Source organism: Gemmobacter nanjingensis, from assembly GCF_014652195.1.
In the GTDB taxonomy this organism is placed as follows: domain Bacteria; phylum Pseudomonadota; class Alphaproteobacteria; order Rhodobacterales; family Rhodobacteraceae; genus Gemmobacter; species Gemmobacter caeni.
Genome location: NZ_BMYI01000003.1, coordinates 213,798 through 240,405 on the forward strand (window position 1 = coordinate 213,798; position 26,608 = coordinate 240,405).

General features: G+C 64.4%; 28 protein-coding genes. 6 read left to right on the plus strand and 22 right to left on the minus strand.

Annotated features, from left to right (window positions below; all coding sequences use genetic code 11):
* Positions 1 to 269 precede the first annotated feature (269 nt).
* Positions 270 to 1,922, minus strand: coding sequence for a SulP family inorganic anion transporter (locus tag IE126_RS08775; RefSeq protein ID WP_189380734.1), 1,653 nt, complete (start codon positions 1,920 to 1,922; stop codon positions 270 to 272).
* Between the two features lie 83 nt (positions 1,923 to 2,005).
* Here IE126_RS08775 and IE126_RS08780 point away from each other — a divergent pair, with 83 nt between their 5' ends.
* The gene (locus tag IE126_RS08780; protein ID WP_054301586.1) at positions 2,006 to 2,497 is read left to right on the plus strand and encodes a HugZ family pyridoxamine 5'-phosphate oxidase; all 492 of its coding nucleotides are present in this window, start codon (positions 2,006 to 2,008) and stop codon (positions 2,495 to 2,497) included.
* A gap of 7 nt (positions 2,498 to 2,504) precedes the next feature.
* Here IE126_RS08780 and IE126_RS08785 read toward each other — a convergent pair whose 3' ends face one another.
* Positions 2,505 to 4,790, minus strand: a complete 2,286-nt coding sequence (locus tag IE126_RS08785) for a glycosyl hydrolase family 28-related protein (RefSeq protein ID WP_108128410.1) — start codon at positions 4,788 to 4,790, stop codon at positions 2,505 to 2,507.
* Between the two features lie 219 nt (positions 4,791 to 5,009).
* On the opposite strand from IE126_RS08785, the gene IE126_RS08790 reads away from it, so the two are divergent.
* Positions 5,010 to 5,891 carry a CHAD domain-containing protein gene (locus IE126_RS08790; protein WP_189380735.1) on the plus strand — a complete coding sequence of 294 codons (882 nt, stop codon included), beginning with the start codon at positions 5,010 to 5,012 and terminating at the stop codon, positions 5,889 to 5,891.
* Between the two features lie 51 nt (positions 5,892 to 5,942).
* On the opposite strand, the gene IE126_RS08795 is transcribed toward IE126_RS08790, so the two are convergent.
* Positions 5,943 to 7,523, minus strand: coding sequence for a lysine--tRNA ligase (locus IE126_RS08795; RefSeq protein ID WP_189380736.1), 1,581 nt, complete (start codon positions 7,521 to 7,523; stop codon positions 5,943 to 5,945).
* Between the two features lie 115 nt (positions 7,524 to 7,638).
* Between IE126_RS08795 and IE126_RS08800 the strand changes: the two genes are divergently transcribed.
* Complete coding sequence (locus IE126_RS08800; protein ID WP_054301590.1) at positions 7,639 to 8,061, plus strand: tellurite resistance TerB family protein; 423 nt, start codon at positions 7,639 to 7,641, stop codon at positions 8,059 to 8,061.
* 39 nt (positions 8,062 to 8,100) lie between these two features.
* On the opposite strand, the gene IE126_RS26330 is transcribed toward IE126_RS08800, so the two are convergent.
* The 4 genes from IE126_RS26330 to IE126_RS08820 all read right to left on the minus strand — a co-directional run bounded on the left by IE126_RS26330 (position 8,101) and on the right by IE126_RS08820 (position 12,400).
* Positions 8,101 to 8,676, minus strand: coding sequence for a hypothetical protein (locus IE126_RS26330; protein ID WP_189380737.1), 576 nt, complete (start codon positions 8,674 to 8,676; stop codon positions 8,101 to 8,103).
* A 21-nt stretch (positions 8,677 to 8,697) separates the two neighbouring features.
* Complete coding sequence (locus tag IE126_RS26335) at positions 8,698 to 10,146, minus strand: OmpA family protein (protein ID WP_189380738.1); 1,449 nt, start codon at positions 10,144 to 10,146, stop codon at positions 8,698 to 8,700.
* 83 nt (positions 10,147 to 10,229) lie between these two features.
* A complete protein-coding gene (gene dacB, locus IE126_RS08815; RefSeq protein ID WP_108128407.1) occupies positions 10,230 to 11,711 on the minus strand; it encodes a D-alanyl-D-alanine carboxypeptidase/D-alanyl-D-alanine endopeptidase in 1,482 nt (493 codons plus the stop codon).
* Positions 11,712 to 11,776: 65 nt separating this feature from the next.
* Positions 11,777 to 12,400, minus strand: coding sequence for a nicotinate-nucleotide adenylyltransferase (locus IE126_RS08820; protein WP_054301594.1), 624 nt, complete (start codon positions 12,398 to 12,400; stop codon positions 11,777 to 11,779).
* A gap of 76 nt (positions 12,401 to 12,476) precedes the next feature.
* Here IE126_RS08820 and IE126_RS08825 point away from each other — a divergent pair, with 76 nt between their 5' ends.
* Together IE126_RS08825 and ettA are read left to right on the plus strand one after the other, a co-directional pair.
* Positions 12,477 to 12,956: a GNAT family N-acetyltransferase gene (locus IE126_RS08825; RefSeq protein ID WP_189380739.1), complete on the plus strand. Its 480-nt coding sequence runs from the start codon at positions 12,477 to 12,479 to the stop codon at positions 12,954 to 12,956.
* A gap of 135 nt (positions 12,957 to 13,091) precedes the next feature.
* Entirely contained in the window at positions 13,092 to 14,747 is a 1,656-nt protein-coding gene (ettA, locus tag IE126_RS08830) for an energy-dependent translational throttle protein EttA (protein ID WP_054301596.1), read from the plus strand.
* 51 nt (positions 14,748 to 14,798) lie between these two features.
* On the opposite strand, the gene IE126_RS08835 is transcribed toward ettA, so the two are convergent.
* The 10 genes from IE126_RS08835 to rplO all read right to left on the minus strand — a co-directional run bounded on the left by IE126_RS08835 (position 14,799) and on the right by rplO (position 23,668).
* Positions 14,799 to 15,506 (minus strand): VIT1/CCC1 transporter family protein, encoded by a 708-nt coding sequence (locus IE126_RS08835; protein WP_054301597.1) that lies wholly within the window; start codon positions 15,504 to 15,506, stop codon positions 14,799 to 14,801.
* Positions 15,507 to 15,571: 65 nt separating this feature from the next.
* Positions 15,572 to 16,879 carry a replication-associated recombination protein A gene (locus IE126_RS08840; RefSeq protein WP_189380740.1) on the minus strand — a complete coding sequence of 436 codons (1,308 nt, stop codon included), beginning with the start codon at positions 16,877 to 16,879 and terminating at the stop codon, positions 15,572 to 15,574.
* Between the two features lie 37 nt (positions 16,880 to 16,916).
* Entirely contained in the window at positions 16,917 to 18,305 is a 1,389-nt protein-coding gene (locus IE126_RS08845; protein WP_189380741.1) for a trypsin-like peptidase domain-containing protein, read from the minus strand.
* Positions 18,306 to 18,460: 155 nt separating this feature from the next.
* Positions 18,461 to 18,880, minus strand: coding sequence for a 50S ribosomal protein L17 (rplQ, locus tag IE126_RS08850; RefSeq protein WP_054301600.1), 420 nt, complete (start codon positions 18,878 to 18,880; stop codon positions 18,461 to 18,463).
* Positions 18,881 to 19,006: 126 nt separating this feature from the next.
* The gene (locus IE126_RS08855) at positions 19,007 to 20,023 is read right to left on the minus strand and encodes a DNA-directed RNA polymerase subunit alpha (RefSeq protein WP_054301601.1); all 1,017 of its coding nucleotides are present in this window, start codon (positions 20,021 to 20,023) and stop codon (positions 19,007 to 19,009) included.
* 115 nt (positions 20,024 to 20,138) lie between these two features.
* Positions 20,139 to 20,528: a 30S ribosomal protein S11 gene (gene rpsK, locus IE126_RS08860; protein ID WP_054301602.1), complete on the minus strand. Its 390-nt coding sequence runs from the start codon at positions 20,526 to 20,528 to the stop codon at positions 20,139 to 20,141.
* Between the two features lie 14 nt (positions 20,529 to 20,542).
* A complete protein-coding gene (gene rpsM, locus IE126_RS08865; protein WP_054301603.1) occupies positions 20,543 to 20,911 on the minus strand; it encodes a 30S ribosomal protein S13 in 369 nt (122 codons plus the stop codon).
* 209 nt (positions 20,912 to 21,120) lie between these two features.
* Complete coding sequence (locus IE126_RS08870; RefSeq protein ID WP_054301604.1) at positions 21,121 to 21,705, minus strand: adenylate kinase; 585 nt, start codon at positions 21,703 to 21,705, stop codon at positions 21,121 to 21,123.
* Between the two features lie 22 nt (positions 21,706 to 21,727).
* The gene (gene secY / locus IE126_RS08875; RefSeq protein ID WP_054301605.1) at positions 21,728 to 23,086 is read right to left on the minus strand and encodes a preprotein translocase subunit SecY; all 1,359 of its coding nucleotides are present in this window, start codon (positions 23,084 to 23,086) and stop codon (positions 21,728 to 21,730) included.
* Positions 23,087 to 23,188: 102 nt separating this feature from the next.
* Entirely contained in the window at positions 23,189 to 23,668 is a 480-nt protein-coding gene (gene rplO, locus IE126_RS08880) for a 50S ribosomal protein L15 (RefSeq protein WP_054301606.1), read from the minus strand.
* Positions 23,669 to 23,864: 196 nt separating this feature from the next.
* Between rplO and IE126_RS08885 the strand changes: the two genes are divergently transcribed.
* The gene (locus tag IE126_RS08885) at positions 23,865 to 24,464 is read left to right on the plus strand and encodes a DUF998 domain-containing protein (protein WP_054301607.1); all 600 of its coding nucleotides are present in this window, start codon (positions 23,865 to 23,867) and stop codon (positions 24,462 to 24,464) included.
* A gap of 50 nt (positions 24,465 to 24,514) precedes the next feature.
* Here IE126_RS08885 and rpmD read toward each other — a convergent pair whose 3' ends face one another.
* Genes rpmD through rpsH form a run of 5 tightly spaced genes read right to left on the minus strand, consistent with a single transcriptional unit; the run spans position 24,515 to position 26,598 of the window.
* Positions 24,515 to 24,706 carry a 50S ribosomal protein L30 gene (gene rpmD / locus IE126_RS08890; protein WP_054301608.1) on the minus strand — a complete coding sequence of 64 codons (192 nt, stop codon included), beginning with the start codon at positions 24,704 to 24,706 and terminating at the stop codon, positions 24,515 to 24,517.
* Positions 24,707 to 24,716: 10 nt separating this feature from the next.
* Positions 24,717 to 25,274: a 30S ribosomal protein S5 gene (gene rpsE / locus IE126_RS08895; protein WP_082400730.1), complete on the minus strand. Its 558-nt coding sequence runs from the start codon at positions 25,272 to 25,274 to the stop codon at positions 24,717 to 24,719.
* A 10-nt stretch (positions 25,275 to 25,284) separates the two neighbouring features.
* A complete protein-coding gene (gene rplR / locus IE126_RS08900; RefSeq protein ID WP_054301630.1) occupies positions 25,285 to 25,644 on the minus strand; it encodes a 50S ribosomal protein L18 in 360 nt (119 codons plus the stop codon).
* Between the two features lie 11 nt (positions 25,645 to 25,655).
* Entirely contained in the window at positions 25,656 to 26,189 is a 534-nt protein-coding gene (gene rplF, locus IE126_RS08905; RefSeq protein WP_054301610.1) for a 50S ribosomal protein L6, read from the minus strand.
* Positions 26,190 to 26,199: 10 nt separating this feature from the next.
* Positions 26,200 to 26,598 (minus strand): 30S ribosomal protein S8, encoded by a 399-nt coding sequence (rpsH, locus tag IE126_RS08910; RefSeq protein WP_054301611.1) that lies wholly within the window; start codon positions 26,596 to 26,598, stop codon positions 26,200 to 26,202.
* Between the last annotated feature and the right edge of the window lie 10 nt (positions 26,599 to 26,608).

Below are 26,608 nucleotides of genomic sequence, written 5' to 3' on the forward strand. Positions count from 1 at the left end.
CCCACCTGGCCTGCGGGGCACCTCCATCCCTTCGGCCATTGTAAACCAAAGCAGCGCATTCGCGTAACCCCTTTTGTGTATTAGTTTTTTGTGTAAATTATTTAACTTGATCATTCTGAAATCTGTAAATCAACCAGAGGGCGACGGGAATTTGCCATTAGGTTTCAACAATCTATCCCTTCACAGCTCCGTGATACGTCAGACGACGTGACGTGACGTCCCGCCACAGGATGCGGCAGGTCGCAAAAACAAGCAGCGGGAAGAACGAATCAGGGCTGCGGAGCGTCCTGCGCCAGAACCGCCTCGACGGCGGCCATGTCGGGCAGATACTCCACCTCGGGGGCGTCCAACCCCTGTGCCAGCAGCACGCGGCGGATTTCGGGGCTGGTTCCGGTGAACCACAGTCGTCCGCCCCGCCGCGCCACCTTGCGCGCCAGCAGACCCAGCGAGCGGGCACCCGAACTGTCTATCAGCGGAACGGCGGTAAAATCGACCACGATGCTGCGCGGCACATCGGCAATCCGGTCCAGCACCGAGCCAAGCTGCGCGGCGGCGCCAAAGAAGAACGGACCTGAAAGGCGATAAACCAGCAAATCGTCGCGCGCCGCATCCACCGGGGCATCGGCCAGCGGATGAACGCCCGCCATATCGGACATGCGCTTCACGAAGACGAGCCCCGCCATGGCAAAGCCAACGACGATGCCTTCGGTCAGGTCGCGGAACACCACCAGCAGGAAAGTGACGAGAACGATGGCCGCATCGGCCCGCGATCCCCGCACCAAGGCGGCGAACTCATGCTTCTCTGCCATGTTCCACGCCACCACCGCCAGAACTCCGGCGAGCGCGGCCAGGGGGATATATCCGGCCAGTGGCGCCGCGATCATCAGGAACAACAGCAGGAACAGCGCATGCAGCATCCCCGACACCGGGCCACGCGATCCCGCGCGCACATTGGTTGCAGTGCGCGCAATGGTCCCGGTGACGCAGAAGCCACCAAACAGCCCCGCCCCGATATTGGCCATGCCCTGCGCCAGAAGCTCTGCATTGGCGCGGTGCTGGCGACCGGTCATCCCGTCGGCCACCACGGCGGACAGCAGCGATTCAATTGCCCCCAGCAGCGCGAAACTGGCCGCCCAGGGCAGCGCAGCCATCACAGTGTCAGAATTGATCGTCGGCAACGCTGGCACCGGCAGCACGCGCGGCAACTCGCCAAACCGCTCGGCAATGGTTTCAACCGGCAGGCCTGCCGCTGCGGCCACACTGGCCAGCGCCACCGCGATCAACATGCCGGGCAGGCGCGGCGCGAACCGCTTGATCCCTTCGATCACCGCGATGGTGCCAAGGCTGACCGCCACCGCCGCGCCGCTCAGGCTGCCCCGCGCCTCCCATAGCGCAGCCAGCTTGCGCAGGATCTCGGCCGGTTCCGGCCCGGTCAGGGCAAGCCCGAACAGATCCTTGATCTGGCTGGAAAAGATGATGACGGCGATCCCAGCGGTAAAGCCCACGGTGACCGGATAGGGAATGAAGCGAATATAGGTGCCCAGCCGCAGCAGTCCCGCCGCAGCGAGGATCACGCCGGAAAGGATGGTGGCGAGGATCAGGCCCGAAAGTCCGGTTGTCGCCACACAGGCAGATACCAGCACGATAAACGCCCCTGCCGGCCCGCCGATCTGGTGCCGCGACCCGCCCAGCGCCGAGACGAGGAAACCGCCGACAATCGCGGTATACAGCCCACGCTCCGGCCCCACACCGCTGGCGATGGCAATGGCCATGGAGAGCGGCAGCGCCACAATGGCCACGGTCAGCCCGGCCAGCGCATCGGCGCGCAGATCGGCAGGGCCATACCCCTCGCGCAGGACAGTCACGATCTTCGGAAGAAACGGATTGGGGCCCGCGACATCGGGCTGGCTTGAACTGTGCATCTCGGGCCTGTAGCGAAGGATGCAGCCAGCAAACGCCCGCGACCCGGTCCCTGTCAACACCTGCCCAGTTCCCCGGAGGCTCTATGTCGCAACCCCGTCCAGATCCCGTGCAGCCCGCCGATGACGATGCCCGCGCCCTTGCGCGTGACTTGCTGGCCAACGCCCGTCACGCCGCACTGGCCTATACCGATCCGGCGACCGGAACGCCGGGGATCAGCCGCATCGCCTTTGGCCTTGCGCCCGATGGCTGCCCGCTGACGCTGGTATCTTCGCTTGCCGCGCATCGCCCCGCACTGGAGCAGAATCCGCAGGCCGCCGTGATGGTGGGCGAGCCGGGCGACAAGGGCGACCCGCTGACCCACCCGCGCCTGATGCTGCGCATCACCGCCCGCCCGGTGGATCGCGCAGGTGCCGATTACCCGGCGCTGCGCGATCACTGGCTGGCGGTGCATCCCAAGGCGAAACTTTACATCGACTTCCCCGATTTCGCCTTTCTGCGGCTGGAACCGGAAGGCGCGTTGCTGAACGGTGGCTTCGCCCGCGCCTTCCGCCTGTCGCCCGAGGATCTGCGCTGAGACCGCGTCACATCGGCCGGTCGCTGCGCAAAGTGACGACCACGGTCCCTTTCAGCGGCTCGGCCCATTTCAGATCGACACTGCCACCACCGGACCCCTGCGCCGTCTCGGCATAGGGCGCCGCGTAGGTGATGCTGTTGCCGCTGTCGCGCAAAGGCCCGTCCGCCATGACCGCCAGAGCCCGCAGCGCCTTGCCGCCGAAGGGAAACCAGTCCTTCGCCGCGACGGTCCAGGTCCGTGCGGCGGTGTTCTCGTTATGGCTCAGGATCACCGGATTGTGGCAGGGCTGGCTGATGCCGTGAAACACATTGCCGGTCACAGCCACATTGACCGCGCGGTCATGGTCCAGCCCCGCTTGCGTGGTATCGACCTTCTCCACCCGGTCGATCGTGCCGTTCACCGCGCGGAACACATTGCCGGTCATCGAAAACCCGTTCAGGAAATGCCCCGGCCCGCGCGGCCGCACCACGACCCATCGGAAGGACGGCGCCACGTCGATGCACATGAAGGTGTTCGACGTGATGGACAGCCCGCCGAACGAGTATTCCCCACTGAATTCCGGCGCCGGGTCATGCTCGTTCGACCATTCGATCCAGCAATTGTCGATGTAATTGTCCGAGACAATCGACCGGCAGTTGGTGTTGGTAAAGACGATCCCGGCCTGACGCAGCCCGTTGGTCTGGTCGTCGCCCTGAAAGAAGTGATTGCCCAACACCATGTTGCCACCACCGCCCAACACGGCGAAATGCGCAAAGCGCACCACGCGGTTGTAGCGCAGCTTCACATCATTGGCATTGGCGTTCAGCGCGATGCTGCTGCGGTTCTGTGCCGCCATCCCCTGTTCGTTGGACAGGAACTGGCATTGCTCCACGATCAGCCCGGAACAGCCATCCCCGATCGAAGTGATCCCGCGATCCTTCGGCCCGGTGAAAACACAATCCGCGATGCGGAAGGTCAGCCCGCCCGAGGGCAGCATGATCGCGCTGGACCGGCCGGAACAGGCGAAGTCGATGTCGGTAATCTCGAACCGCGAGAGATTGTCGAACCCCGAGAAATCCAGCAGGTACTTGTAACGCTCGAAGGTGAAAGTGCGCGTGCCATCCGCCCCCCACAGAGACGACGACAGTGTAACCGTGCCGCTCCCGACATTCCGGGAGGTCACATAGACCTCGCGCCCGACCCCGGTGCCCGAAACCCGCGCGCCCACCGGAATGTTCGCCACATTGGCCACATTGGTCAGCCGGGTCGAATTGCTGCTGTTGTAGGTGGCGACCGAGGTCACGGTATCACTGTCCCAGTTTGCCGAACTCGTCGCCGAAAGCTGACCATTGGTCAGGACACGGCGGCTCGACAGGCTGGTCAGACCGCAGAGCGCCGCGACGTCGATGGGGCCGGTCACATCCACCTTACGGCCTGACAGGTCGAATACGACATGATCGGTGAAATAGAACAGGGTCTGAAGACCGCGCCTGAACCCCTCCAGCTCGCCACCGAAAGCGGCAGCGTAGGTATTCAGATCATAGTTCTGCGTACAGGTCAGCCTCGCATTGGCAGGCATCGACAGCTTGCCGTCGAACCGCACCGGATTGTTGAAGGTAAAATTGCCAGTGAGGCGATAGGTGCCCTCGGATACCAGAACGGTGCGCCCGTTCGCCGCCGCATCCGCAGCGCCGAAAGCCGCCGCGTCATTCGTGCTGCCATCGCCGATGGCGCCGTAATCCCGCACATCCACAACGTCGATCATCTTGCGATGAAAGACATCCGTGACATCCTCGATGACCAGATCGTCAATCCGCACCACACCGCCACTGGCGCCGGTCAGGTCCAGGCCGAAATGGCCATAGACAGGCTCGACACCCCAGACCATGTCGACCCCCTGCCGGTTGCCCGATCCGATGATTGCACTGACCGTCACAACCTGACCATAGCTGGTCAGCGCGACCGAGGGGCCGGTCAACGGCACCCCGACCGCACTGCCGTTCGCCCGCCCGGCATAGGCCGCGATCCGCACCGAGGGCATGCTGCCCGCCACCGCTTTCACCCGCGCGGTGACCCGCAGATACAGCCCCGGCTCGATGGGCGTCTGCCCCATGTAGCGCAGACGCTGAACCGTTTCGGCCTTCTGCAATTCCAGACAGCCTGCGAAATCCTGATCGGACGGCACCAGCGCCGCGTTGGGCTGCCCGGCATAGGTCGCAGTGCCCGGCGTGCCATCCTCGCGCGACCACTGGTTCAGCCCGGCCGAAAACGGCGGCGGCATCAGCACCAGACCATCGGTAATCGCCTTGTTCATCTCAGACCCTCGCCTTTGTTCCCGCGCCTGCCGCGCATACCGGGCACAGGGGTAGCAAGACGGGGTTAATCCGGGCTGTGACCGCCGCGCGTAGCAGGCACCCCGCGCGCAACAGTCTGCATCGGCAGGGTTCCGCCGCCGTTACAAAATCGTCATATCATGGTTACAACTGCCGGTTAGGTCGGGGCGACAAGGCAGTTCTGCCGGACCGGAGCCCCCATGACGACCTATCAATTCGATCTCGCCGACGGATCGTTGCAGGACAGCCTGCGCCGCATCGCCCTGGCCGAGATCGCGCCCCTGTGCAGCCATCTGGACAGCGCGGAGCCGCTTGACCCCAAGGCAGTGCACGACATCCGCAAGCGGATCAAGAAGTTGCGCGCCCTGCTGCGGCTGACCCGCAGCGGCCTGCGCCGCGTGCAACCGGCCGAGAATGTGCTGCTGCGGGACGCCGCGCGCCAGCTTGCGGCCCAGCGCGATGCCGCAACCCGGCTGAAGACCTTCGACATGATCGCGGGCGATGATCCGTCCCCGGCGCTGGGGGCACTGCGCGCGCAACTGGTGGCCGAAGCCGCCGTCGCCACCGCCCCGCCCCCGGATCTGGGTGAACTCTTTGCCTCGCTGTCCTTGCGCGTCGAAAACTGGGAGCTTTCGGGTTCAGATCGCAGCATCCTGACCACAGGGCTGGCCGACACACGCGAACGCGCCCGCCAAGCGATGCGCGAGGCCCGTGACAGCGGCGGGGCCGAGGCTCTGCACGACTGGCGCAAACGGGCCAAGGATTTCTGGTATCAGGCGCGGCTGTTCCAGCCGGTCTGGCGCGATGTCATGCGCCCTTTCGTCACCTCCGCCGATATGCTGGGGGAAATGCTGGGCCAGCACCATGATTTCGAGGTTCTGGCCGAACATGTCGCGGCCATGCCCGAGGGCGACGTCAAGCCCGAGGCGCGCGAGACCGTGGCGACCCGCTGCCGCGAGGCGCAGCTTGGTATCGAAGTCGAAGCCTATCCGCTGGGCGCCCGTCTGTTTGCCGGCGATCCCGAGGAAATGGCAGCGCTCTGGGTCAAATGGTGGCGGCTCTGGCGGGCGCAGGTCGCCTGAATGCAAAAGGGCACGCCAGGGCGTGCCCTTCCCGTTTGATAAACCGCGACCTCAGGCCACCAGTTCGCCCGCAAGACCGCGGTCGATCAGCGCGACGGTCTCCCCGACACCGTAAAGTGCGACGAAACCCCCGAAGCGCGGCCCGTCCGAGGCGCCCAGCAAGACCTCGTAAAGGGCTTTGAACCAGTCGCGCAGCGGCTCGAACCCGTGCTCCTTGCCGACGGCAAAGACCATGCTTTGCAGCGCCTCGTCGTCCAGCCCGCCATCCCAGGCCACCAGACGCGCCCGCAGATCCAGGATCGCCGCACGTTCCTGATCGGTCGGCAGACGGAACACACGGGTCGGCGCGATCTTGTCGGTGAAATAGCGCACTGCGAAGCCCGCCGCCGCATCCAGATCCGGGTTGCCCTCGGGGCTGGCCTCCGGCGCATAACGCTTGATGAAGCCCCACAGCCCCTTGGCATCCGTCGCCCCGGCCACGCTCGCGAGATTGAGCAGCATCGAGAACGGCACCACCATCTTCGATTCCGGCGGGTTGCCGCCATGGATGTGCCAGACCGGATTGTTCACCTGCTGGTCCACATCCTGCGTCGGATAGGCGCGCAGTTGCTGGTGGTATTCATCCACCGCGCGCGGGATCACATCCCACCACAGCCGCTTGGCCGTCTTGGGCTTCTGATACATGAAATAGCTCAGGCTTTCGGCCGAGGCATAGGTCAGCCATTCGTCGATGGTCAACCCGTTGCCCTTGGACTTCGAAATCTTCTGGCCGTGCTCATCCAGGAACAGCTCATAGGTGAAGTGTTCCGGCTTCTTGCCACCCAGCACTTCGCAAATCCCGTCATAGATCGGGGTATTGGTGGAGTGGTCCTTGCCATACATCTCGAAGTCCACATCCAGCGCCGCCCAGCGGGCGCCGAAATCGGGCTTCCATTGCAGTTTCACATGGCCGCCCGTCACCGGCAGCGTCCATTCGCGGCCATCCTCGTCGTCGAAGGTGATGGTGTGATTCACCGGATCGACGTTCTTCATCGGCACATACAGCACCCGCCCGGTTTCCGGGTGGATCGGCAGGAAGCAGCTGTAGGTCTGCTGACGCTCCTCGCGCAGCGATTTCAGCATGATCGCCATGATCGCGTCATAGCGTTCCGTCGCCAGCTTCAGCGTGTCGTCAAAGCGGCCGGACTTATAGAACTCGGTCGCGCTGATGAACTCGTATTCGAAGCCGAAAGTATCGAGGAACCGCCGCAGCATCGCGTTGTTGTGGTGGCCAAAGCTCTCATATTCCCCGAACGGATCAGGGACCGAGGTCAGCGGCTTCTGGATATTGGCATGCAGCATCTCCTGGTTCGGCACGTTTTCCGGCACCTTGCGCATACCGTCCACATCGTCGGAAAAGCAGATCAGCCGCGTCGGAATGTCGCTGATCACCTCAAACGCGCGTCGGATCATCGTGGTGCGCGCCACTTCGCCGAAGGTGCCGATATGCGGCAGGCCCGAGGGGCCATAACCCGTCTCGAACAGGACGTAGCCCTTTTCCGGCGCCTTCTTTTCATACCGCTTGAGAATCTTGCGGGCCTCTTCAAAGGGCCAGGCTTTCGATTTCATCGCGGCGTCACGAAGGGCGGACATCGGCGGATCCTTTCATACTGCGGGCCCCATGCCCGCGCAGAACCCGCCTGTCCTATTGCCGCCCCTGCCCCGCGTCAATATTCTCAGGGCCGATACAGTTCAAAGGACGACTCCCGTGCCCGATACACCGGCCTCTCTTTCCCCGCAGGATGCTCTTGTCGCCGTGATGATCGCGGTTTCCGCCTCGGACGAGAACATGCGCACCTCCGAGCTGGTGGCGATTCAACGCATGGTGAATCACATGCCGGTCTTCGCCGACTACGATACCGACCGCCTGCGCCCCGTCGCGCAGACTGTCTTCGACCTGTTCGAGGAAGAGGACGGGCTGGATGCGTTGTTCGGCCTGATCCGCGACGCCCTGCCCGACCGGCTGTTTGAAACCGCCTATGCACTGGCCTGTGACGTGGCAGCCGCCGACGGCCAGCTCAATGAAGTTGAGCTGCGCATGCTGGAGGAAGTGCGCAACGAGCTGTCCATAGACCGCCTGCATGCCGTGGCGATCGAATGGAGCGCACGGGTTCGGCATCTGAAGCCCTGAAATCGTAAAGGCCCGAAAGAAAGATCCGGGCCTTTCATCTTATCCCTCGCCGCCGGGGCGCGGCGGCAGGCCCGCCGCCAGATCGCGCGCCTGAATCACCCATTGATCGCGGGTAACGCGACCCCTGAAGCCTTCAAGGTTCTCGTCCACCCAAGCAATTTCCGCCGCCGTCCAGTTGGCGATCTGGTCAAAGTGATAGAAGCCCAGCCGGTGCAGCAGTGCCTCCAGCTTCGGCCCGACGCCCTTGATCAGCTTCAGATCATCTGCCGCGCCGTTTCGGGGGGCCGACAGCGCCTCCGGGCGCTTGGCCTCCGCCGGACCCGGGTCGGCCATCGCAGCAGGCGCGGCCATGGCAGAAGCCTCGGCCCTGATCGTCGCCTGGCGCGCGGCCTCAAGATCTGCCGTCAAGGCTGCGATGCGTGAAGCCTGGTCACGCCCGTGCGCCTCGCAGGCGGCAAGGCTGTGGCGCAGCCGGTCGGCCGCGCCGTCATCCACGGTCACCGTGACCGGCGCGCGGCGCCCCCAGATGATCCAGCCCGCCAGCAGCCCAACCAGAGTGGCCAGCAGCAACAGCACCCAGATTTCACCGACAAGGAACCCCCAGTTCCTGAACATACCCGCTCTCCTCCGTCCCGATCACTCAGACCACAGCACCGTGGTGCGCCGGTTTCTGGCCCGGCCTTCATCCGTCGCGTTGTCTGCCACCGGGCGCGAGGCCCCGTAGCCCCAGGCCCGCAACATCGCCGCAGGCACACCACGCGCCACCAGTGCGGCCCGCACAGCCTCGGCCCGCCGCTGGCTCAGCGCGATATTGCCCAGCGGATCGCCCGAGGCATCGGTATGCCCGCCGATTTCCGCCTTCAGCCCGACCGCCGCACAAGGGGCAATCACCGCAGCAAGCCGGTTCAGCACCCGTTGCGCGTCGGCATCCAGCCGGTCCGAGCCGGTGACGAAGTTCACCGTCGTCCCCTCCAGCACGTTTTCGGCCTGCGCCTGACAACTCGCCCGGTCGGCCGCGAAACTGGCAACCGGCAGCCAATAGCCCGCCGACAGCCGCTCCGCCTGCCCGGTCGCGGCATTCATTCGCTCCGCCCCCTCCGGAGCCTCACTTTCCACCACGTCGATATCCAGCGCCACATCCGGCCCCAGCGCCTCGGCCAGCCGACCGGAGATCAGCTCGCGGTCGGCCCCGGCACCAAACCCGGCTTCAATGCGGCTGCCGCCCGGCCCGATTCGCACACGCAACCGCTCAAAATCCGCCATCCACCCCTTCAGGATCCCGAAAATTGCCGGGACCTCAGGCGTCGGCTCTCCGATCAGGGCAGATTTCGCCTCGTTATCTATCCGCGCCAGCCCCAGCGCCCCCGCAACTGCCGCGACCTCCAGCCCCTTGGGCAGCTTGCCGGTCAGGACCGCGCCCTGCATCGCCGAATAATCCAGCGTCCAGTCGGGCGGCGTGCCATCATCACGCAGCGTCAGATCCAGAGAAACCGCGCCCTCCGGCAATCCCGCAAGCGCCAGCAGAACAGCGCCCCGCTCCCCCGGCCCAAGAACATCGCCCGAGACGTGCAGCTTGCCGTCACTGACCTCCGCCGCGCCGGAAATCATCGGGCCAAGCGCCGCGATCCCCGCGATCACGGCAGGCATCTGCCCCTCCGGTGCGCCCGAAGCAAGGACCAGTGCCGAAGCCGCCTCGCCCAGTGCCGGCGTCAGCAGGGCGCGGGCCTTCTCGGTCGGGACATGCCCGCTGGCAGAAAGCCCGCCCTCCGCCGATTTGAACACAGCCGTTTCAAAGGGCGAGACGGCAGGCAGCAGTTGCAACTCGCCCCGCACCACACGACGGCCCGGCACGTCGTTGAGAGCGGCCATCAGCACATCCCGCTCTGCCGCGCTGTCGGCCAGCCCGGCAATATTGATATCGCGCCCCGAGACCATGGTTGAAATACCATGCACCGATCCGCCCGCAACCTGCGCCGCCCCCGCCGCGATCCGGCTTTGGAGGGCGGGCGCTTCGTGACTATTCGCCCAAAGCCCCAGCACCGCGACGCCCAGAAGCATCACCCCGATCCCCAGAACCTTGCGCAAGCCGACCTCCACCTCAAGACCGCAGCAGTCTTGACCGCCCGCCCCCTGTGATCAAGGGGGAAGGCGGCGCAAAATGTCACAGATCAGCCGTGCAGCGTCGCCCAGCGGGTGATCAGCGCCGCTTGCAGCCGCCGCGCGCGCTTCTGATAGTCCAGACCGCCCGCAGGCTGCTCCCGCGCCTCGGGCGGCAGGGCTGCGCGCCGGGCCGTATCGGCGGCGAAGATCGCAAAGGCCAGACGGCGCCCCCCCGGCGGCGCGATATAGCCTGCCAGCGACGAAACGAAGTTGAGCGTCCCGGTCTTGGCATGAACCTGCACCGGGTGCCCCTTAATGATCTGTCCCTTGTCATCGCGCATGCCGTGGTTTTTCAGCAGGCCCGGCAGCGCGCTGGCCTGAACATCCCCAAGCAACCGCACCATATCTGCGGGCGAGATTCTGCTTTGCCCGCCAAGACCCGAATGGTCGACGAAATGCGCCGACATGCCATGCCGCAACCGCGCCCATTCCTGCATCGCCAGCGCCGAAGCCCGCAGGCTGGCCGCCTGCGAGGCCGACATCCCGGCCACCTCGGCAGTAAGGTTCGTCGAATGCTTCAGCATGTCTTTCAGGATGCCTTCCAGCACAGGGCTGTCATGGCGCGCCAGCAGTTCGGCACCGTCAGGCAGGCTCTCGATCACCTCGGGCGCAGGCAGGGCAATACCCTGCGCCGCTACAAGGGTGCGGAACACATCGCCCGCATAAAGCGCCGGATGACGGACCGGCAGCCACCGCGCACCGCCCTTGCCCAAAGCCTCGGAGGCCACGGTCCAGCGGTCGGCCCCGCCATCGCCCTCGTAAGTGAACAGCGGGCGCGCCCGCGTGGCGATACGGACGCTGGCCATATGGACCTCGGGCACGAAACGCTCGGCCCGTGCATCCATGGTCAGCCGCCAGTCAGCCCCGGCCCGGCGCCATTCGAAATGCACGCGGTTGAAATTGAGGTTCAGCCCGGCCACGGCGGGATTGTAGCCGACGAAATCGGGCTGCTCGCCGTCGATGCGCGGCAAAAGCGGCAGCGCGCCGCCCCAGACCAGAAGCCGGCCCGTCGCGCCCCTGATCCCCTGCGCCGCCAGCTTCGCCGCCAGATCCCCCAGCATGTCGGTATCCAGTACCGGATCACCGCCCCCCGCGAGGATCAGATCGCCCTGCACCACCCCCTGCACCACCGGCCCGCGCCGCAGCACACGGGTCTGGAAGCGATGCACCGGCCCCAGCCGGTCCAGCGCGAAGGCCGCCGTCACCGATTTCAGCACACTGGCAGGCGGCATCGCCTGATCGGCGTCCCGCGCCTCGATCACCGCGCCGGTCACGGCATCGGCCACGATGAAGCCCACCGCCCCGCCCAGCTTCGCCGCTTCCACCAGCTGCCCGGCGCTTTGCGGCTCGGCCCGGACCGCGCCACCATCCCCCCGGCGACGCGGCAACAGCGAGGTGGCGGGCGCTTCGGCCCAGAGCGGCGTCGCCGCCCCGGCCAGAAGCCCGCCAAGCACAAATCGCCGCGTCGGGGAAAAGGGAGGGCGGGACATGGGGACTCACTCCTGTTCAACGCTCATAGCCATAGCGCCAGCGCGATCCGCACGAAACCCCGTGCTCAGCCCGGCGGCGCGTTGCCGCCGCGCCCCCATTCCCCGCGCGCCCGGATCGCGCTTGAGGACATGTCGTTCAGCGGCACATCGGCCAGCACCCAGACCGGCGGCCTGAGCAGACCCAGATCGCCCGCCGCACCTTCGGTCACGCGCTCGCGGGCATACACGCGGGCAGCCCGCCCCATCCGGCCCTTCACGCCCCAGCCGGGCCGCGCCAGCACCCCCACGGGCACCGCCTGCATGATCTGCTCCCAGCGGTCCCAGCGATGGAACTGCACCAGATTGTCCGCGCCCATCAGCCAGACGAAGTTTACCCCCGGATAGATCGCCTGCAACCGCCGGATCGTCGCCGCCGTGTAGCGGGTGCCCAGATGCGCCTCCAGATCGGTGACCACGACGCGCGGATGCCGCATCAGGGCCCGCGCCCGCGCCAGCCGCTCGGCCATTGGCGCCGGCTGACGCGCCTTCAGCGGGTTGCCCGGCGTCACCAGCCACCAGACCCGGTCCAGCCCGAACCGGCGCAGCGCCTCGCGCGTGATATGCACATGCCCCTCATGGGCCGGATCGAAAGATCCACCCAGAAGCCCCACGGTCATGCCGCGCGTCGCGATCGGAAACCCCTGGCGCATCCCTGTCTCCCCCTTTCGCGTTCAAACCACGCAGGCACAGGCTTGCCAAGGGCCGATGCGCGGGTAACAACACGGTATGATACCGATCCGTCCTTTTCCTGTTGACGCGCCCGAGGCAACCGCCTGTCTCGTCGCCTATTTCGCCGAACTCAGCGCGCGGTTCGGCCAGACCTTCGACCCCTATGCCGATGCCGACCCCGCCGCGCTGCAACCGCCGCGCGGGCTGTTCCTGATCGCAGGAACCGGCACGCCCATGGGCTGCGTCGCCCTGCGCACCGGCGCCGAGGGCCTGCCCCCCGGCACGGGAGAGGTAAAACGTCTCTGGGTGGCACCTGCCGCGCGTGGGCAGGGCCTTGCCCGCCGCCTGATGGCAGAGGTGGAAACCGCCGCACGCGGCATGGGGCTGAGCCACCTGCGGCTCGATACCAGCCGCCACCTGCCCGAAGCGCAGGCGCTTTACCTGCGCGATGGCTGGACCGGGATCTCACGCTACAACAGCAATCCCTACGCCGATCACTGGTTCGAGAAACGGCTGGGTCCGGCGCAGATTTCCTGAAAGAAATTCGCAAAAGGTTCCCCGAAACCTTTTGCCCGCACCGTCCGGCAGCCTGCGCCTGACCTGACGCGCGCGCGTTGCCCTTCGGCTGCTTCTCCGCTACATACGCGCCAACCCGCGATACGGAGATCCGCAATGGCCAGCTATCAATACGTTTACCACATGGATGGCGTCTCCAAGACCTATCCCGGCGGCAAGAAGGTGTTCGAGAACATCCGCCTGAACTTCCTCCCCGGCGTGAAGATCGGTGTGGTCGGCGTCAACGGCGCCGGCAAATCCACCCTGCTGCGCGTCATGGCCGGCTGGGACAAGGATTTCACCGGCGAAGCCTGGGCCGCCAAGGGCGCGACCGTGGGCTACCTGCCGCAGGAGCCGCAGCTCGACGAAGCGCTGTCTGTGCGCGAGAATGTGAAGCTCGGCGTCGCCGCGAAGCAGGCCAAGCTCGACCGCTACAACGAACTCGCCATGAACTACTCGGATGAAACCGCCGACGAGATGTCGCGGTTGCAGGACGAGATCGACGCCGAAAACCTGTGGGATCTGGACAGCCAGATCGACATCGCGATGGAAGCCCTGCGCTGTCCGCCGGACGACGCCAATGTCGCGACGCTCTCGGGGGGCGAGCGCCGCCGGGTCGCGCTGTGCAAGCTGCTGCTTGAAGCGCCCGACATGCTGCTTCTGGACGAACCGACCAACCACCTCGATGCCGAAACGATCGCCTGGCTGCAAAAGCACCTGATCGAATACAAAGGCACCATCCTGACTGTCACCCACGACCGTTACTTCCTGGATGACATCACCACTTGGATTCTGGAACTGGAACGCGGCCGCGGCATCCCGCATGAGGGCAACTACTCCTCGTGGCTCGACGCAAAGGCCAAGCGCCTCGCGCAGGAAGCCCGTGAGGACAAGGCCAAGCAGAAAGTTCTTGAAAAGGAACTGGAATGGATCAGGGCCGGGGCCAAGGCCCGTCAGGCGAAATCGAAAGCCCGTATTCAGGCCTATGAAAAGATGGCCGACGAGTCGGTCAAGGAACTGGTCGGCCGAGCCCAGATCATCATTCCGCACGGCCCGCGCCTTGGCTCCAAGGTCATCGAATTCGAAAACGTCTCCAAGGCGATGGGCGACAAGCAGCTGATTGAAAACCTGTCCTTCATGCTGCCGCCCGGCGGCATCATCGGTGTGATCGGTCCCAACGGCGCGGGGAAATCCACGCTGATGAAGATGATCACCGGGCAGGAACAGCCGGACAGCGGCACCATCACGCTGGGCGATACCGTGCAACTGTCCTATGTCGATCAGTCACGCGACAGCCTCGACCCGAACAAGAACGTCTGGGAGGAAATCACCGACAGCCTCGACATCGTGGTTCTGGGTGATGCCGAGGTGAACAGCCGCGCCTATTGCTCCTCCTTCAACTTCAAGGGGTCTGACCAGCAGAAGAAGGTCGGCATCCTGTCGGGCGGTGAGCGCAACCGCGTTCACATGGCCAAGCTGCTGAAATCAGGCGGCAACGTCCTGCTGCTTGACGAACCGACCAACGACCTTGACGTTGAAACCCTTCAGGCGCTTGAAGCGGCAATCGAAGAATTCGCGGGCTGCGCGGTTATCATCTCGCACGACCGTTTCTTCCTTGACCGCCTCTGCACCCATATCCTCGCCTTTGAAGGCGATGCGCATGTGGAGTTCTTCGAAGGCAACTTCGACGATTACGAACAGGATAAGATCCGCCGCCTCGGCCCGGATTCCGTGAACCCCAAGCGTGTGAAATACAAGAAGTTCACCCGCTGAACCAAAAACGGCGCGCCCCTGGCGCGCCGTTCCTCTTTCCGGCCCGCTGCCTCAGACAGCAATACCGAAGACATGGCCAACCCCGGCGGTAATCGCCATGGCCGCCGCCCCCCAGAACAGCACCCGCAAAGTCGCCCGCAGTTTCGGCGCGCCGCCCGCCTGCGCCCCCAGCGCACCCAGCACCGCAAGGCAGACCAGCGTCGCGATCACCACCACGGGGATCACCAGCCCTTCCGGGGCCAGAATCGCCGCCAGCAACGGCATCGCCGCGGCAATCGAGAAGGTCAGGCCCGAAGCGAAGGCCGCCTGCAAGGGGTTGGCGGCATGCACCTCGCTTAACCCCAGTTCCTCGCGCACATGGGCGCCAAGCGCATCCTTCTCGGTCAGCTCGCGCGCCACAAGCGCCGCAGTCGCCGGTGAAAGCCCCCGCGCTTCGTAGATCGAGGCCAGTTCACGCTCTTCCTCCTCGGGCATGTCGATCTGTGCCTGCCGTTCGCGCGCGATATCGGCACGCTCGATATCGGACTGCGAACTGACCGAGACATATTCGCCTGCCGCCATCGACATGGCACCTGCGGCAAGTCCGGCGGCGCCTGCGATCAGCACGGCCGAGGGCGAGGGATCGGCCGCCGCCACCCCCACGATCAGCGAAGCTACGGAAACGATGCCATCATTCGCCCCCAGAACGGCCGCGCGCAGCCAGCCGGAGCGGTTGATGAAATGCAGTTCTTCATGGGCAGATTGGTAGGGAAGGCTCATCTTGTCCTCACATGTCACATCCTGAATGTGTCATGCCGCACCAGCCGCCACAAGCCCGCCTGCTGTCACACCCCGTTGCGCCGGGCGCGCAGCTTCGCAAAATAATCCACCCGCTTTTTCAGCTCGCGTTCGAAGCCACGTTCTGGTGGCGCGTAGAACACGGGGCGTTTCATGCCTTCGGGGAAATAATCCTGCCCTGAAAAGCCGTCCTCAGCATCGTGGTCATAGGCATATCCTGCACCATAGCCGATCTCTTTCATGAGCTTGGTCGGCGCGTTGCGGATGTGCAGCGGCGGCGGCAGGCTGCCGGTGTCGCGCGCCGCCGCCCGCGCCGCCTTGTAGGCGACGTAAACCCCGTTCGATTTCGGTGCCAGCGCCAGATAGACCACAGCATTGGCGAGCGCCAGTTCCCCCTCGGGACTGCCCAGACGCTCATACGTCTGCCAGGCATCAATGCAGACCGCCTGCGCCTGCGGATCGGCGAGGCCAATATCCTCCACCGCCATACGGGTCAGGCGGCGAGCCAGAAAGCGCGGGTCTTCGCCACCTTCCAGCATGCGGGCAAACCAGTAAAGCGCGGCATCCGGGTCACTGCCGCGCACCGATTTGTGCAGGGCCGAGATGAGGTTGTAATGCTCTTCGCCCGACTTGTCGTATTTGGTCGCCCGTCGCATCAGGCGTTGGCCAAGCTGTTCCGGCGTCAGCGTGCCGCCCTTGTGGGCCGCCACCTGCTCGATCAGGTTCAGCAGCGCCCGGCCATCGCCATCGGCCATCTCCAGCAGCGTCTCGCGCGCCTCGCCGGTCAGCGGCAGCGCGCGGCCCAGCTCTTTCTCGGCCCGCTGTGCGAGGCGCTCCAGATCGGCAAGGCTCAGCCGTTCCAGCACGATCACCTGCGCCCGGCTGAGCAATGCGGCATTCAACTCGAAGGACGGGTTTTCAGTGGTAGCACCGACCAGAAGGATGGTGCCGTCTTCCATATGTGGCAGAAACCCGTCTTGCTGCGCCTTGTTGAAGCGGTGGATCTCATCCACGAACAGCAGCGTCACCTGCCCGTTGCCGCGCCGGATCTTCGCTTGCTCGAATACCTTGCGCAGCTCCGGCACCCCGGTGAAGATCGCGCTGATCTGCACGAAGGCCAGATTGGTCTGATCGGCCAGCAGCCGCGCGATGGTGGTCTTGCCCACCCCCGGCGGCCCCCAGAGAATCAGCGACGACAGACTGCCCGCCGCCAGCATGGCACCCAGCGGCCCGTCAGGACCAAGCACATGGCCCTGCCCGATCACCTCGTCCAGACTGCGCGGACGCAGCCGGTCCGCCAGCGGGCGCGGCGCCTCGGGCTTCGGGGCAGAGGGGGAGTCGAACAGATCGGCCATGGTGCAAGATTACGCCGCCTGCACGGGCGGCGAAAGGTCAGATGCGGAAACGCAGCAAAAGCTGCTGCCCGCCGCGCTGCACCTCGATACCCCAGCGGCGCGGACCAGGCGCGGTCAGCCGCACCACATCGCCGGGCACCTTGACCGCCTCGCCATTGATCGTCCGCAGCACATCGCCCGGCCGCAACCCGGTGCGTGCCGCAAGCCCTTCCGCATCCATCACGATCACGCCGTCGGTTGGGCTGTCACTCAGCTCCAGTTCGTCCAGCACCGCCGGATTGATGCGTGCCACCTCCAGCCCCTGCAAGACGCTGCTTTCGCCCAGCGTCACCGCCTCGCGCGGCGGGCTGTCGGGCGGCGCGACCAGCGCAACCCTCGCCTGACGCGCCTCGCCCCGATGCAGGTAGTCCACCGTAATCTCACGACCCACCCCAAGCGCCGCCAGCCGGAACATCACGCCCTGCGGCGTATCCGTCGCCTCGCCATCGACCGACAGGATGATGTCACCGACCTCCAGCCCCGCCGCTTTGAACGGGCTGTCCGCGTGCAGTGCAGACAGAACCACCCCTTCGGGCCGCGGCAGACCCAGCGCCTCGGCCATGGCCGAATCCATCGCCTGCCCGGTCACCCCGGCCCAGGGCCGTTTGAACCGCGTCTCGCCCGCCTTGGCCTGATCAATGAAGTTACGCACCAGATTGGCGGGAATCGCAAACCCGATCCCGTTGGACCCGCCGCCCTTGGTGACGATGGCGGTATTGATGCCGACAAGCTGCCCTTTCATATCGACCAGCGCCCCCCCCGAATTGCCGGGGTTGATGGCCGCATCTGTCTGCACGAAATAGCTGCGCCCGCCGCCCACCGCCAGCGACGACCGGCCAAGCCCCGAGACGATGCCCGAAGACACCGTCTGCCCGACGCCGAACGGGTTGCCGATGGCCAGAACCAGATCGCCCACCTCCAGATCATCGGAATTGCGCAACAGCAGCGAGGGCAGATCGGCCGCGCCTTCAAGTTGCAGCACCGCAAGATCGGCCTGCTCATCCGCCAGCAGCACATGCGCGCGATATTCACGGCGGTCCGACAGCTCCACCCGGATCTCGGTGGCCTGCCCGACAACGTGGTAATTGGAGACCACGATCCCCTCGGGGCTGACGATCACCCCCGAACCGAGCGAGTTCTGCACGCGCGGGGTAACACGGCCGAAATCCTGAAAGAACTGCTCGAAGAACGGATCGCCGGCAAATGGCGTCTCGCGCCGCTGCACCACGACTGTTGCATAGATATTCACCACCGCCGGGGTCGCGGCCTTCACCACGGGCGCGAAGCTCATGGTGATCTCCGCCTGCGAGCCAGGCACGGTATCGGCGGGTGCGGTGACGGGAAGCAGCATCAGGCAGGCGGCGAGGGCGACTGGCAAACGAGGCATCAAAAGGCTCCGGCTTCAGGCTGTTCATCCCGATATGGCGCGATGCCCGCCGAAGGTGCAAGGCGCGCGGCCTCACAAAACCGGGACCGCCCCCCAGCAAATGCAAAAGGCCCGCCGTTACGGCGGGCCTTCCTGTGCCTGAAACGGCGGGAGGATCAGTCCTCCGCAGCCTCTTCGGCCTCAGCGCGGGCGCGGTCGGCAGCGCCTTTGGCCGAGGGGTCACGATCCACGAATTCGATGATCGCCATCGGTGCCATGTCGCCATAGCGGAAACCGGCTTTCAGGATACGGACGTAGCCGCCCTGGCGGTCCTTGTAGCGCGGGCCGAGGATGTCGAACAGGCGCGCAACGTGCTTGTCTTCTTTCAGCTGGGCAGCAGCCTGACGACGGGCGTGCAGATCGCCGCGCTTCGCCAGCGTGATCAGCTTCTCGATGATCGGACGCAGTTCCTTCGCTTTCGGAAGGGTGGTCTTGATCTGCTCGTGCTCGATGAGCGAGCCGGACATATTGGCGAACAGCGCCTTGCGGTGTTCGTGGGTGCGGTTCAGACGGCGGTAGCCGCGAGCGTGACGCATGGTGGTCTCCTACGGTTTTGCTTTGTGTTGCAGCCCTGCGTTGGGGCCGCGTCGTTGGGGCGGAATTGCCCAGGGTTCCCCGCCAGTGCGGGCATTGCAGGAGGGCGTTACCGCCCCCCTTTAACCTCAGAACTGGTCTTCGAAGCGCTTGGCCAGATCTTCGATGTTCTCCGGCGGCCAGTCCTCGACATCCATGCCAAGGTGCAGACCCATGCCCGAGAGCACTTCCTTGATCTCGTTCAGCGACTTGCGGCCGAAGTTCGGGGTGCGCAGCATCTCGGCTTCGGTTTTCTGGATCAGATCGCCGATATAGACGATGTTGTCGTTCTTCAGGCAGTTCGCCGAACGGACCGACAGCTCCAGCTCGTCGACCTTCTTCAGCAGCAGCGGGTTGAATTCCAGCCCGTCTTCCACTTCGCTCCGCGAAGCCGATTCCGGCTCGTCGAAGTTCACGAAGATGGCCAGCTGATCCTGAAGAATACGCGCGGCATAAGCCACGGCATCCTCGGGGGTCAGGCCGCCGTTGGTTTCGATCTTCATGGTCAGCTTGTCATAGTCCAGCACCTGACCTTCGCGGGTCGGCTGCACTTCGTAGCTGACTTTCTTGACCGGAGAGAAGATGGCGTCGATGGCGATGAGGCCGATCGGCGCGTCTTCCGGCTTGTTCTTGTCGGCCGAGACATAGCCCTTGCCGGTATTCACCGTCAGTTCCATGTAGACATCGGCACCGTCGTCGAGGTGGCAGATCACATGGTCCTTGTTCAGGACTTCGATGCCATTCGACTCCGAAATATCGGCAGCGGTCACGACGCCCGGCCCCTTGGCCGAGATCGACAGGCGCTTCGGCCCCTCGACTTCCATCTTCAGCGACACGCCCTTGAGGTTCAGCACGATGTCGGTGACGTCCTCACGAACGCCCGCAACGCTGGAAAACTCGTGCAGAACATTGTCGATCTGGACGGCGGTGATCGCGCCGCCCTGCAGCGACGACATCAGCACGCGGCGCAGCGCATTGCCCAGCGTCAGGCCGAAGCCACGTTCCAGCGGTTCCGCGACAACCGTCGCGGTGCGCGAGGCATCAGGCCCCGGCTTCACGACAAGCTGCGTCGGCTTGATCAGTTCCGCCCAATTCTTGTGGATCATGCTTTCGCCTCCATTCCTGTTTTCCGCCCATGACCAAGAAGCGGAAAACGCCCGAGGTTCAGAAATACGAAACCGGGCCGCGCAAACATGGCGCGGCCCGATCGAAACTCATGCGTCAGACGCGACGACGCTTGGGCGGGCGGCAACCGTTGTGCGCCAGCGGGGTCACGTCGCGGATCGAGGTGATGGTCAGGCCAACCGCGGCCAGCGCGCGCAGCGCCGATTCGCGGCCCGAACCCGGACCCTGCACTTCAACCTCGACGGTCTTCATGCCATGTTCCTGCGCCTTGCGGGCAGCATCCTCAGCGGCCATCTGGGCGGCGTAGGGGGTCGATTTGCGCGAACCCTTGAAGCCCATGGTACCCGAGGACGACCACGAGATCGCGTTGCCCTGGACGTCAGAGATCAGGATTTTGGTGTTGTTGAACGAGGAGTTCACATGAACAACGCCAGCAGCGATGTTCTTGCGCTCTTTCCGCTTCATGCGGGTCTTGTCACGAGCCATGTCTCACCCTCCCCTTACTTCTTCTTGCCGGCGATCGGCTTCGCCGGGCCCTTGCGGGTACGGGCGTTGGTGTGGGTGCGCTGACCGCGAACCGGCAGGTTCCGACGGTGACGCAGGCCGCGGTAGCAGCCGAGGTCCATCAGGCGCTTGATGTTCATCGACACTTCACGGCGCAGGTCGCCTTCAACGGTGAAGTTGGCGTCGATGTATTCACGGATGGCCAGAACTTCGGCATCCGTCAGTTCGTTCACGCGACGGGCACGGTCGATCTTCAGGGCTTCGCAGATCTGCTCGGCATAGAAAGCGCCGATGCCATGGATGTATTGGAGTGCGATCGGGACGCGCTTCCCGGTCGGGATGTTGACGCCAGCAATACGTGCCACGCGTATCTTCCTTCATTGTTGCGGTTCCGTAATGCCAGAACCTTTTTTCACAACTCCGGTGCGGCCTGAGGAGTGCATTAACAGCCGCCCGGTTCGAGAGCCCCTGACCGATTCTCCGATACGGAAAACGAAAGCCACGGACGATTCCCTTTCGGGACGCCGTGGCTTAGGGGGTTTTCAGACGCCCGTCAAGGCGTCGGAGGAAAGTTTCACTTGCTGTCAAGCAGTTTCGCAATTGCCACGCCGACATCCGCCATCGGGGCCATGCCATCCACCTGCTTCAGGTCGCCCTTGGCATAGTAGTAGCCCAGAAGCGGCGCTGTCTTCTTATAATACTCGCGCAGACGACCAGCAAAAACCTCGGGGTTATCGTCGGCGCGGACGGGCTGACCCGCCGCCGCCGCTTCCTCGGCCCGGCGGACGATACGGGCAACCAGTGCCTCATCATCCACCACCAGCTCGATCACCGCATCCAGCTTCTGCCCGGTGCGCGCCAGCAGCGCACCCAGGGCATCAGCCTGAGCGAGGGTGCGCGGGAAGCCGTCGAAGATGAAGCCGCCGCCCGCCGGGCCCGCCATCTTTTCCTCGATCAGCCCGATGACGATCTCGTCCGTCACCAGTTGCCCCTTGTCCATCACTTCGGCGACGCGACGGCCCATCTCGGTGCCCGAGGTCTTGGCCTCGCGCAGCATGTCGCCGGTCGACAGCTGCACCATGTTCCGTTCGTCCACCAGCCGCTTGGCTTGCGTACCCTTGCCTGCGCCCGGCGGTCCCAGAAGGATGATATTGACCATGGTGTGCTGTCCCTCGTGTATTTTAGCGACGCGTCGGCGTCTTGGCCCCGCTGCGCTTTCGGCCGCGAAGCTGCGATTTTTCGATCAGCCCTTCATACTGGTGCGCCAGCAGATGCGACTGGATCTGGTTGATCGTATCCATCGTCACCGAAACCACGATCAGCACGGAAGTCCCACCAAAGTAGAAGGGGATCGAAAGCTGATGGCGGATGATCTCGGGCAGCAGGCAGACGAAGGCCAGATAGGCGGCACCGAGCACGAGAACCCGGTTCACGACATATTCCAGATATTCCTCGGTCTTCTTGCCGGGGCGGATTCCGGGCACGAAACCGTTCTGGTTCTTCAGGTTCTCGGCCACGTCATCAACCTTGAACGACACGTTGAACGTGTAGAAATAGGCGAAGAACACGATCATCGACGTGAAGAACAGCAGATACAGCGGCTGCCCCGGCCCGAAATAGGCGAGGATGGTCGACATCACCGGCCCCGTCCCCTGCCCCGAGAAGGCGGCGATGGTGGTCGGCAGCAGCAGCAGCGACGAGGCAAAGATCGCCGGGATCACGCCCGCCGGGTTGACCTTGACCGGCAGGTGCGACGAGCCGCCGTCATAAATCTTCATCCCGACCTGACGGCGCGGATACTGGATATGGATCTTGCGCAGGGCGCGTTCCATGAACACCACAAAGGCGATCACGACGACGACCATCACGATCACACCGATGATGACGCCGGGCGAGATCGCACCCGAACGGCCCTGGCTGAAGAATTGTGCCAGCGCAGCGGGAATTTCGGCCACGATGCCGACGAAGATGATGAGCGAGGTGCCGTTGCCGATGCCGCGCGCGGTGATCTGCTCGCCCAGCCACATCAGGAACATCGTGCCGCCTACCAGCGTCACCACTACCGACAGTTTGAAGAACAGCCCCGGATCATGCGCGAGATCCCCGGCCTCAAGACTGACCGCAATCCCCCAAGCCTGAAACAGCGCCAGCGCCACGGTGCCGTAGCGCGTATACTGGTTCATCTTCTTGCGGCCTTGCTCGCCCTCTTTCTTCAGCTGCTCCAGCGCGGGCACCATGGCCGCCAGAAGCTGAACGATGATCGAGGCCGAGATATAGGGCATGATGCCAAGCGCAAAGATGCCCATACGGCTGATCGCGCCGCCGGTGAACATGTTCAGAATGCCGCCCAGACCGGCCGAAACCCCCGACATGAACTCGCGCAGCGCCTGACCGTCGATCCCCGGCACGGGGATGTAGGTGCCCAGACGATAGACGATCAGAAGGCCGATGGTGAAGAAGATGCGTTGGCGAAGGTCCGTGGCCTTGCCAAGGGCGCCCCAGCTGAGGTTCGCCGCCATTTGCTCTGCAGCAGATGCCATGCCCGTGTCTTTCATGATTGCGCCGCCGAACCGGGGTTTTCCGGTCGGCGGCGCGGGAAAACTCTGCACCGATGTAAGCGGTCTGGCGACCGCTCACAACCTTTATTCCGCCGCAGCCGCCGCAGCTTCCGCCACGCTGAGCTTGCCGCCAGCCTTGGCGACCGCGTCGATGGCAGCCTGCGAGGCGCCGGTGACGGTCAGCGTGACTTTCGACTTGATCTCGCCCTTGGCCAGAACGCGGATACCGTCACGCTTGCGCGAGGTGACGCCGGCAGCAACCAGCATGTCTTCGGTGATCTCGGCCTTGGCGTCCAGCTTGCCAGCCTCGATGAACTTCTCGATCAGACCGAGGTTCACAACGGCATAGTGCTTGGCGTTCGGCTTGTTGAAGCCGCGCTTCGGCAGACGACGGTAAAGCGGCATCTGGCCGCCTTCGTAGCCGCCCAGAGCAACGCCCGAACGCGATTTCTGACCCTTGATACCACGACCGGCGGTCTTGCCCTTGCCCGAACCCGGGCCGCGCGCAACGCGCTTCTGCTTGCGGGCCGCGCCTTCGTTGTCGCGCAGTTCATTCAGTTTCATGTCGCTTCTCCTTGGCCGGAAATGCCCCCACAAGCGACAGAGGGGCACACACGGCATATGATGGTGATTCTCGTGGCGTGGACGCCACCGGGGGCGTATAGACGTCATTCCTGCGTCACGCAAGCTTTCGCGCCCGAAACTTGACCTTGGCCGCCCCTGCCCTTTCTATGAGACAGGACGGACGCGGGAGGGCCGGATGTCCAGTCTCTACCTTGCATCAGCTCTGGCTTATCTGGCCGTCATCATCCTGTTTTCGGCGCTGCATCTGCGCGGCGATTACAGCCCGATCCGGCAGGCCCTCAGCGATTATGGTATCGGGCCGTCGCATCCGTTGTTTGTCGGCTATGCGGTGGCGGGGATCGCCGCGAGCAGTCTGCTCGCCGCTGCCGTGCTGGAAGACGGCCGCTTCACCCTGCGCGCCGGTCTGTGCCTTCTGGGCATGGCCGCTCTGCCGCTGGGCGTGGTGGCCTATCCGACGGATATCGAGGGCGAGCCGTCAAGCCGCACGGGCAGGCTGCACCTGGCCTTCGCAGTTGCCAATTTCGCGCTGGCGTATATCGCCATCGACGACCTGTTTCCCGATGCGGAAAGCCTGCCGCCCGCTGCGTTCCGCCACCTGCTTGGCGCGCTTTACTGGGTCGTGACGGCATCGCTGCTCGGGGTCGCGGTCTGCCTCGTTCACGCGCTGCGCCACAGGATCTTTGGACTGCTGGAGCGGCTTTATCTGTTCAGCTCGGCACTGTGGCTTGGTCTCTTTGCCCTTGGAATGGCACTGGCACCACATGGCGCGCAATGAAAACGCCCCGCCGGTTGGGCGGGGCGTTTCCGATCTCGGATGCGTAACGATCAGCCGCGCTCTTCGATGATTTTCACAAGATGCGAGATCTTGTTGACCATGCCGCGAACCGCCGGAGTGTCCTCCAGTTCACGGGTGCGGCGCAGCTTGTTCAGGCCGAGGCCCTTCAGCGTCGCGGTCTGGATGGCGGGGCGGCGCGCGGCCGAAGCCACTTGCTGCACGACGATGGTTTTCTTGGCCATGGTCTACTCCTTACGCCTCGACAGCTTCATCTTCGGGCTTCTTCAGGATGTCGGCCACTTTCTTGCCGCGACGCTGCGCGACCTGACGGGGGCTCGATTCCTGCTTCAGACCGTCGATGGTCGCGCGGATCATGTTGTAGGGGTTCTGCGAACCCAGCGACTTCGCCACCACGTCCTGGATGCCCAGCATCTCGAACACGGCGCGCATCGGACCACCGGCGATGATCCCGGTACCGGGAACAGCCGCGCGCATCACAACACGACCGGCGCCATGACGGCCTTCCATGTCGTGGTGCAGGGTGCGCGAGTCTTTCAGCGGCACGCGAACGAGCGAGCGCTTGGCCTGCTCGGTCGCCTTGCGGATCGCCTCGGGCACTTCTTTCGCCTTGCCCTTGCCGAAGCCCACGCGGCCGCGCTGGTCGCCGACAACCACGAGTGCAGCAAAGCCGAAGCGTTTGCCGCCTTTCACGGTTTTCGACACGCGGTTGATCGCCACGAGACGATCGGCGAATTCCGGGGTTTCCTCGCGCTCGGCGCGGCGTTCCCGGCGGTTTTCACGTTCTGCCATCATCGTCTCCTTAGAACTTCAGGCCGCCTTCACGGGCAGCATCGGCCAAGGCCTTGATCTTCCCGTGAAAGAGGAAACCACCGCGGTCGAAGTAGCACTCTTCGACACCGGCCGCCTTGGCACGTTCCGCAATCGTGGCGCCCACCTTCGCGGCGGCCTCCACGTTGTTCTTGCCCACGAAGCCCAGCTCTTTCTCCAGCGTCGAAGCCGAAGCGAGCGTCACGCCGCGCACGTCGTCGATCAGCTGAACGCTGATGTTCTTCGACGAGCGGTGCACAGACAGGCGGGCGCGTCCAGCGGACATCGCCTTCAGTTTGTTCCGGACGCGCAGGCGGCGCTTGAGGAACAGCTCTCTTTTGTTGTTCGCCATTTTCGCCACCCTTACTTCTTCTTGCCTTCCTTGCGGAAGATGAACTCACCCTTGTAGCGGATGCCCTTGCCCTTGTAGGGCTCGGGACGTTTCCACTCACGGATGTTCGCAGCGACCTGGCCAACGAGTTGCTGGTCGATGCCTTCCACAACGATTTCGGTCTGCTTCGGGGACGTGACGGTCACGCCCTGAGGCACTTCGAAGTTCACTTCATGCGAATAGCCAAGCGACAGTTTCAGGATATTGCCCTGCATCGCGGCGCGGTAACCCACGCCCTGAATTTCGAGCTCTTTCTTGAAGCCGTCGGTCACGCCGATGACGAGGTTTTCGACCATCGAGCGGGCCATGCCCCACTGCTGGCGCGCACGCTTGGAGGTGCCGCGCGGGGTCACCTTCACAGCGCCGTCTTCCAGCGACAGGGTCACATCGTCGGTCGCGGTGAAGGAACGGGTGCCTTTCGGCCCCTTCACTTCGATCGACTGGCCTTTGATTTCGGCCGAGACGCCCTTGGGAAGCGCGACGGGTTTTTTGCCGATACGAGACATCTAACCCTCCTCAGAACACGGTGCAGAGCACTTCGCCGCCAACATTGGCGGAACGTGCAGCTGCATCGGACATCACGCCCTTGGGGGTCGACACGATGGAAACGCCCAGGCCATTGCGGACCGACGGGATTTCCTTGACGCCCATGTAGACGCGACGGCCGGGTTTCGACACGCGCTTCAGTTCACGGATGACCGGCTCGCCTTCGAAATACTTCAGCGAGATCACCAGCTCGCCCTGACCATTGTCGGTCGAGGCACGCTCGTAACCACGGATGTAACCTTCCGAGGCCAGCACATCCAGAACCCAAGCGCGAAGTTTCGAGGCCGGGGTCGAGACAGTCGATTTACCGCGCGCCTGAGCGTTGCGGATGCGGGTCAGCATATCGCCGAGAGGATCGTTCACAGACATGGTCGCTCCT

Bases quoted from the DNA above. Each gene is read 5' to 3' on its own strand.
- rpsH (WP_054301611.1), bottom strand. From the start codon at position 26,598: ATGTCTGTGAACGATCCTCTCGGCGATATGCTGACCCGCATCCGCAAC.
- IE126_RS08885 (WP_054301607.1), top strand. From the start codon at position 23,865: ATGTCCAGTCTCTACCTTGCATCAGCTCTGGCTTATCTGGCCGTCATC.
- IE126_RS08820 (WP_054301594.1), bottom strand. From the start codon at position 12,400: ATGCGCCAGGGGTTTCCGATCGCGACGCGCGGCATGACCGTGGGGCTT.
- IE126_RS08795 (WP_189380736.1), bottom strand. From the start codon at position 7,523: ATGTCCGCCCTTCGTGACGCCGCGATGAAATCGAAAGCCTGGCCCTTT.
- IE126_RS08825 (WP_189380739.1), top strand. From the start codon at position 12,477: ATGATACCGATCCGTCCTTTTCCTGTTGACGCGCCCGAGGCAACCGCC.
- IE126_RS08855 (WP_054301601.1), bottom strand. From the start codon at position 20,023: ATGATCCACAAGAATTGGGCGGAACTGATCAAGCCGACGCAGCTTGTC.
- rpmD (WP_054301608.1), bottom strand. From the start codon at position 24,706: ATGGCCAAGAAAACCATCGTCGTGCAGCAAGTGGCTTCGGCCGCGCGC.
- rplF (WP_054301610.1), bottom strand. From the start codon at position 26,189: ATGTCTCGTATCGGCAAAAAACCCGTCGCGCTTCCCAAGGGCGTCTCG.
- ettA (WP_054301596.1), top strand. From the start codon at position 13,092: ATGGCCAGCTATCAATACGTTTACCACATGGATGGCGTCTCCAAGACC.
- IE126_RS08790 (WP_189380735.1), top strand. From the start codon at position 5,010: ATGACGACCTATCAATTCGATCTCGCCGACGGATCGTTGCAGGACAGC.
- IE126_RS08785 (WP_108128410.1), bottom strand. From the start codon at position 4,790: ATGAACAAGGCGATTACCGATGGTCTGGTGCTGATGCCGCCGCCGTTT.
- rplO (WP_054301606.1), bottom strand. From the start codon at position 23,668: ATGAAACTGAATGAACTGCGCGACAACGAAGGCGCGGCCCGCAAGCAG.
- rplQ (WP_054301600.1), bottom strand. From the start codon at position 18,880: ATGCGTCACGCTCGCGGCTACCGCCGTCTGAACCGCACCCACGAACAC.
- IE126_RS26330 (WP_189380737.1), bottom strand. From the start codon at position 8,676: ATGTTCAGGAACTGGGGGTTCCTTGTCGGTGAAATCTGGGTGCTGTTG.
- IE126_RS08870 (WP_054301604.1), bottom strand. From the start codon at position 21,705: ATGGTCAATATCATCCTTCTGGGACCGCCGGGCGCAGGCAAGGGTACG.
- IE126_RS08835 (WP_054301597.1), bottom strand. From the start codon at position 15,506: ATGAGCCTTCCCTACCAATCTGCCCATGAAGAACTGCATTTCATCAAC.
- IE126_RS08780 (WP_054301586.1), top strand. From the start codon at position 2,006: ATGTCGCAACCCCGTCCAGATCCCGTGCAGCCCGCCGATGACGATGCC.
- rplR (WP_054301630.1), bottom strand. From the start codon at position 25,644: ATGGCGAACAACAAAAGAGAGCTGTTCCTCAAGCGCCGCCTGCGCGTC.
- rpsE (WP_082400730.1), bottom strand. From the start codon at position 25,274: ATGGCAGAACGTGAAAACCGCCGGGAACGCCGCGCCGAGCGCGAGGAA.
- rpsK (WP_054301602.1), bottom strand. From the start codon at position 20,528: ATGGCTCGTGACAAGACCCGCATGAAGCGGAAAGAGCGCAAGAACATC.
- dacB (WP_108128407.1), bottom strand. From the start codon at position 11,711: ATGTCCCGCCCTCCCTTTTCCCCGACGCGGCGATTTGTGCTTGGCGGG.
- secY (WP_054301605.1), bottom strand. From the start codon at position 23,086: ATGGCATCTGCTGCAGAGCAAATGGCGGCGAACCTCAGCTGGGGCGCC.
- IE126_RS08840 (WP_189380740.1), bottom strand. From the start codon at position 16,879: ATGGCCGATCTGTTCGACTCCCCCTCTGCCCCGAAGCCCGAGGCGCCG.
- IE126_RS08845 (WP_189380741.1), bottom strand. From the start codon at position 18,305: ATGCCTCGTTTGCCAGTCGCCCTCGCCGCCTGCCTGATGCTGCTTCCC.
- IE126_RS08775 (WP_189380734.1), bottom strand. From the start codon at position 1,922: ATGCACAGTTCAAGCCAGCCCGATGTCGCGGGCCCCAATCCGTTTCTT.